Here is a 5,829-nt window from a genome sequence, read left to right on the forward strand (position 1 = left end):
CCCGACAACGCCCCGCCCTGCCTGCGATCGATTTCGAGAATCTGGTCGGCAGCCGCCTGCCGGTCTGGATCGGCGGCCTTGCACTGGTGGTCGGCGGGATCTTCCTCGTCCGCCTGTCGATCGAGGCGGGGTGGCTGACCCCCGCGATCCGCACCGCGCTCGCCGCGCTGTTCGCGCTGGTCCTGCTGCTCGGCAGCGAGGGGGCACGCCACCTGTCCGCCACCCGCGACGATCCGCGCATCGCGCAGGTGCTGGCGGGGGCCGGCATCGCCTCGGCCTATGCCACCCTCTACCTCGCTGCCGCGCTCTACCATCTGGTCGGGCCGCTCGTCGGGTTCGCGATCATGCTGGGCGTCACCGCCGCCGGGCTGTTCCTCGCGCTGCGCCACGGGCCGCCGACCGCGGTGATGGCGCTACTCGGCGGGTTCGCCGCGCCGCTGGTCGCGGGCTATGACGCGGCGGGGATCGGGCCGCTGCTCGTCTATCTCGGCCTGTTCGTCGCGGCGCTGCTGGCCCTGGCGATCGCGCGCGGCTGGGCGTGGCTGGCGCTGGCGGCACTGGCAGCGGCGTTCGGCTGGGCCGGGCTGCTGATCGCGCTGGTGCCCGCGGCCGGCCTTGGCGGGATCGGCGCGTTCGTGATCGCGCTGGCGGTCGGCGGCACGCTCGCCGCGCCCCGCGCTGCGATCGAGCGGCCATGGCTGCGCGCCGCACCGTTGCTGGCGGCGCTGATCCAACTGCTCGCGCTGGCGCCGATGCTCGATTTCTCCGCGCTCGCATGGGGCTTCTACCTGACGCTGTCGGCCGCCGCGCTGTTCCTCGGCTCGCGCGACGCGACGTTGCTTCCCGCCGGCATCGCCGCCGCGATCCTCGTGACGCTGCTCACCGCCGCCGGGCTGGTACAGGGCACCAACGCCACTCCCGCCGCGCTTCCCGTCGCGCTGCTGCTGTTCGGCGCCGGCAGCGGTGCCGGATCGCGCCGTGCCCGCGGCTGGGTGTGCGTCGCGCTGATCGGCACCACCGGCCCGCTGCTCGCCGCGCAGGTCGCCGCCCCCGCGCTGCTGCTGCCGGTGGGATGGATGGCCGCCAACCTCGCGCTCGCCCTCGCCGCTGCCGGCCTCGCATGGCGCCACCGTGACCGGGGCAACACCGGCGACCTCGGCCTCGTCGGCGGCATCGCCGTCGCCGCGCTCGGCCTCGGGCTCGCAGTCGCGGCGATCGTCCCGCCGGACTTCGCCGTCCTCGCTCCGCTGGCCGCGCTCGCGCTGCTGCTGGCGGCGGCGCGGCTCGATCCACTCATCCCCACGCGCCTCGCGCTGCTGCCGGTCCTTGTCCTGCTCGCGCTCGCGCTCGCCCTCCGGCCGCTCGGCGATGTCGCGCTGGCGCTCGGCGTATCGCTGATCTGGGAGGAACTGCCCTATCTCCACCTGCCCGCCGCGGGCGACGCCGCACGCCTGCTGCTGCTCCCGGCGCTCGCGCTGCTGGTCGCCGCGCACGGGCAGCGCACGCTGTTCGGTCCTGCCCGCCGCCTCGTCCTGCCTGCCGCGATCGTAATCGCTGTGCTCGGCCTCCATGTCCTGCTCAAGCAGCCGCTGGCGATCGCCACACCCGAAGCCTTCGCCGCCCGCGGCTTCGTCGAACGCGCGCTGCTCACCGACCTCGCGCTGATCGCCGGCTGGGCACTCTGGACCCGCCAGCCCGTCCTTGCCCGCGCCCTTGTCGCGCTCGCGCTGGCCCGCATCCTGTGGTTCGACCTGCTCGGCCTCAACCCCGCGCTGGTCCCGCAACAGGTCGGCAGCCTGCCGCTGCTCAACGCCGCCACGCTCCACCTCGCGTTCGCCGCGCTCCTCGTTTGGCGCCTGCCCGGCCTCCCCCGCCGCAGCCTGATCGCCGCGCTGCTGACGCTGGCCGCGACGCTCGCCACCATCCGCCAGATCGCGCACGGCACGCTGCTGACCGGCCCGGTCGGCCTCGCCGAGAATGGCGGCTATTCCGCCGCGATGCTCGCGCTCGCCATCCTGTGGCTGTGGCGCGGCCTCGCCACGCACAGCGCCGACCTGCGCCGCTTCGGCCTCGCGCTCCTCACCCTCACCACGCTGAAAGTGTTCCTGATCGACGCCGCCGCACTCGAAGGCGTGCTGCGCATTCTGTCGTTCATGGGGCTGGGCGGCGCCCTCATCGGCATCGGCTGGGCGTACCGCAGGTTCGTTACGCCTTCAGCCGATAATGTCCCGCCAGCCGATCGAGCGCCAGCGTAAGCACCAGCCGCCCGGCCCGCGCCGGCCACCCCAGCGCCTTCTCCGCCGCCGGCAGCCCCTCGTTCGCGCACACCGTCCGCCACAGGATATCCGACAGCCCCGGCCCCACGGCCGCGATCGCCGCATCGAAGCGCGCCTTCGCCGCGATCCGGCCGCCCGACGGATCCGCCGGCACGCCCGCCCCGCCGCGCACCGCATCCCAGCGCATCGTCACCCGTGGCCCCAGCGCCGCGCGCTCGTAATCGCCGCGCAGCCGCTCGCCCGCCTCATATTGCCGCGCATCGACCAGCGCGCGCGACCGCAGCCAGTCGAGCGGCGATTCGCGCAGATTGACCTGCACCCGCCGCCCGCCCGGCTCCTGCCGCACCCGCCCGTCGACCAGCCGCCGTTCCACCAGTTCGCGCAACCGCCCGCTCCTCGTTCCGATTCGCCACAGGGGTTGCCACGGGCGGACGCTTGTAGGAAAGCGTTTGTACCAGATCGGTTTATTTCGAGGATTTTGCCATGATTACCGCCATCCGCGAAGTCCGCCGCGCGCAGGGCCTGACGCTGGAGGAAGTCGCGATCCGCTGCGTGCCACCGACCACCGCGCAGACCATCGGCCGCCTCGAATGCGGCACGCGCACCGTGTCGGTCGGCTGGCTCAACCGCATCGCCGCTGCGCTCGCGGTCGATGCCGCCGATCTGGTCCGCCTGCCCGACCGCCCGGACATTCCGGTCGCGGCCGTGCTCGACGGATCGGGCGCCGCTGCCCCCCGCCGCGCGATGAGCGTCACCCCGCCGCGCGCCGAACCCGAACTGGTGGCGATGATCGTGCAGGCGACCACCGGCGACTATCGCGCGGGCGACATGGTCTGGTGCCGCCGCCTCGCGCCGGCCGACTATATCGCCGCGCTCCACCGCGACGTGCTGGCCCCCGGCCCCGCCGGCCGCTTCGCCTTCGGCCGGCTGCTGGCGTTCGACGGCGACATGATCTCGCTGCTGCCCGCTACGCTCGGCGCCGCACCGGTGGCGCTGGTCGCGCCGTGGATCGCGGTCGCCGAACGGCTGGTGCGCAATTTGTGACGCGCCGACTGACGTCGGACAGCCCCAGACGTCACCCCAACCGCAACTTTCCCCAGCGTCACCCTAAAGCGTCGTGACGCCCCCTTCTTCCCGTGTTAGCCCTCCTCCATGCCCGTCTCGGCCACCGCCTCCGCCCGCGAAATCCTGACCAACCTTCACGACGTGATGGCGTCGCGAAGTCCGGCGCAGGCGAAACTGAACTCGGTCGTCCGCATCATCGCCGAGGCGCTCGATAGCGAGGTCTGCTCGATCTACCTGCTGCGCGAGGGGCTGCTCGAACTCTTCGCCACCGTCGGCCTGTCGCAGGAGGCGGTGCACGTCACCAAGCTGGCGCCGGGCGAGGGGCTGGTCGGCACCATCGTCGCCAATGTCGAAACGCTTAACCTCGCTGAAGCCGCGACCCATCCCGACTTCGCCTATCGCCCGGAAACCGGCGAGGAAGTCTATCACAGCTTCGCCGGGGTCCCGATCATCCGCCGCGAACGCGCGGTGGGGGTCTTGGCGGTGCAGCATGCCGATCCGCGCCGTTACGCCGATGTCGAGATCGAGGCGCTGCAGACCGTCGCGATGGTGCTGTCCGAACTGATCGCCAATGCCGACCTGATCGACCCGACCGGCGGTGCATCGATCCGGCCGCAGGCGACCGGAGCGGTGCGCGTGCCGGGCTTCAAGCTGGTCGAGGGGATGGGCGCGGGCGTCGCCGTGTTCCATCAGCCGCGCATCGTCATCGAACATACCGTGGCCGAGGATGTCGAGGCGGAACGCCACCGCGTCTATGCCGCGTTCGACAAGATGCGCGACCAGATCGAACGCATGTCGAACCAGGCCGAATTCGGCGTCGGCGGCGAACATGACGAGGTGCTCGCGACCTACAAGATGTTCGCCTATGACGAAGGCTGGGCTCGGCGCATCAACGAGGCGATCGACAGCGGCCTGACCGCCGAGGCGGCGATCGAGCGCGTGCAGCAGCGCACCCGGATGCGGATGCGCGAGATCAAGGACCCGCTGCTCGCCGACCGGATGCACGACCTTGAGGACCTGTCCAACCGGTTGCTGCGCATCGTGTCGGGCCAGCTCGGCACCGCCGCGCAGATGGGCCTGCGGCAGGACACGATCCTGATCGCGCGCAATCTCGGCCCGGCCGAGCTGCTCGAATATGATCGCCGCCGCCTGAAAGGGGTGGTGCTGGAGGAGGGATCGCTCACCGCGCACGTCGTCATCGTCGCGCGGGCGATGGGCGTGCCGGTGCTGGGCCGCGTCCGCGACGTCCGCCGCTTGATCGCGGAGGGCGACCGGCTGCTGCTCAACTCGGTCGAGGACCTGCTGGTCATCCGCCCGACCCCGGCGATGGAGGAGGCGTTCGAATCGAAGCTGGCACTGACGCAGAAGCGCCGCGCCGCCTTCGCCGCGATGAAGGGCGAGCCGCCGGTCACGAGGGACGGCCATCGCATCACGATGATGGTCAATGCGGGCCTGCGCGACGACGTGGCGGCGCTCGACCTGACCGGCGCCGACGGCATCGGCCTGTTCCGCACCGAATTCCAGTTCCTTGTGTCCGCCACCCTGCCGCAGCGCGAGCGCCAGCAGCGCCTCTACCGCGACGTGCTGGACGTGGCCGGCGACCGCCCGGTCGTGTTCCGCACCGTCGACATCGGCGGCGACAAGGCGCTGCCCTATCTCGACCATGCGGAGGGCCATGCCGAGGAGAACCCGGCGATGGGCTGGCGCGCGCTGCGCCTCGCGCTCGGCCGCGAAGGGCTGATGAAGGCGCAGGCGCGCGCGCTGATCGAGGCGGCGTCGGGCCGCACCTTGAACGTCATGTTCCCGATGGTCAGCGAACCATGGGAGTTCGACGAGGCCCGCACCCTGTTCGAGGCGCAGCGCGAATGGCTGCGCGGGCGCGGCAAGGCGCTGCCGACCGACATCCGCTACGGCGCGATGCTCGAGGTGCCGGCACTGGCCGACGTGCTCGACTTCCTGTGGCCAAGCCTCGACTTCCTGTCGATCGGCACCAACGACCTGACCCAGTTTCTGTTCGCCGCCGACCGCGCCGACCCGCGCCTCGCGCTGCGCTACGACTGGTTGAGCCCGGCCATCCTGCGCTTCCTGCGCCGCGTCACCCGTGCCGCGAACGATGCGGGCAAGCCGGTGGCGGTCTGCGGCGAGATGGGCGGGCGTCCGCTGGAGGCGATGGCGCTGATCGCGCTGGGCATCGACCGGCTGTCGATCACCCCCGCCGCCGTCGGCCCGGTGAAAGCGATGATCCGCTCGCTCGACCGCGCCGCCGCGATGGCCGAGATCGACCGCCTGCTCGCCACCCCCAGCCGCACCCTGCGCCCCGCGCTGGAGGACTGGGCGAAAGCCAACAAGGTCGAGCTTTCCTGAAGATCCTCCCCGGCACGGGGAGGGGGACCGCCGCGAAGCGGTGGTGGATGGGGTTTGCCACGCAACGCAGCCGTGCCGTAAGCGGATACCCCCCTCCACCAGCCTGCGGCTGGTGCCCCTCCCC

At 72.1% G+C, this 5,829-nt stretch carries 4 protein-coding genes; 3 read left to right on the plus strand and 1 reads right to left on the minus strand.

Annotated elements, in window-relative coordinates; all coding sequences use genetic code 11:
• A partial coding sequence (locus QLH51_RS19585) for a DUF2339 domain-containing protein (RefSeq protein ID WP_283514671.1) occupies positions 1-2,255 on the plus strand: 2,255 nt, incomplete at its 5' end.
• On the opposite strand, the gene QLH51_RS19590 is transcribed toward QLH51_RS19585, so the two are convergent.
• Positions 2,206-2,661 (minus strand): DUF6456 domain-containing protein, encoded by a 456-nt coding sequence (locus QLH51_RS19590; RefSeq protein ID WP_125662700.1) that lies wholly within the window; start codon positions 2,659-2,661, stop codon positions 2,206-2,208. The two genes, QLH51_RS19585 and QLH51_RS19590, sit on opposite strands and share 50 nt — an antisense overlap.
• Before the next feature lie 98 nt (positions 2,662-2,759).
• Between QLH51_RS19590 and QLH51_RS19595 the strand changes: the two genes are divergently transcribed.
• On the plus strand, positions 2,760-3,320 hold the full coding sequence (locus tag QLH51_RS19595; protein ID WP_125662697.1) for a helix-turn-helix domain-containing protein: 561 nt from the start codon (positions 2,760-2,762) through the stop codon (positions 3,318-3,320).
• Positions 3,321-3,428: 108 nt separating this feature from the next.
• A complete protein-coding gene (ptsP, locus tag QLH51_RS19600; RefSeq protein WP_125662694.1) occupies positions 3,429-5,705 on the plus strand; it encodes a phosphoenolpyruvate--protein phosphotransferase in 2,277 nt (758 codons plus the stop codon).
• Positions 5,706-5,829 lie beyond the last annotated feature (124 nt).

The sequence above is a fragment of the Sphingomonas sp. 2R-10 genome, assembly GCF_030062225.1.
In the GTDB taxonomy this organism is placed as follows: Bacteria; Pseudomonadota; Alphaproteobacteria; order Sphingomonadales; family Sphingomonadaceae; genus Sphingomonas.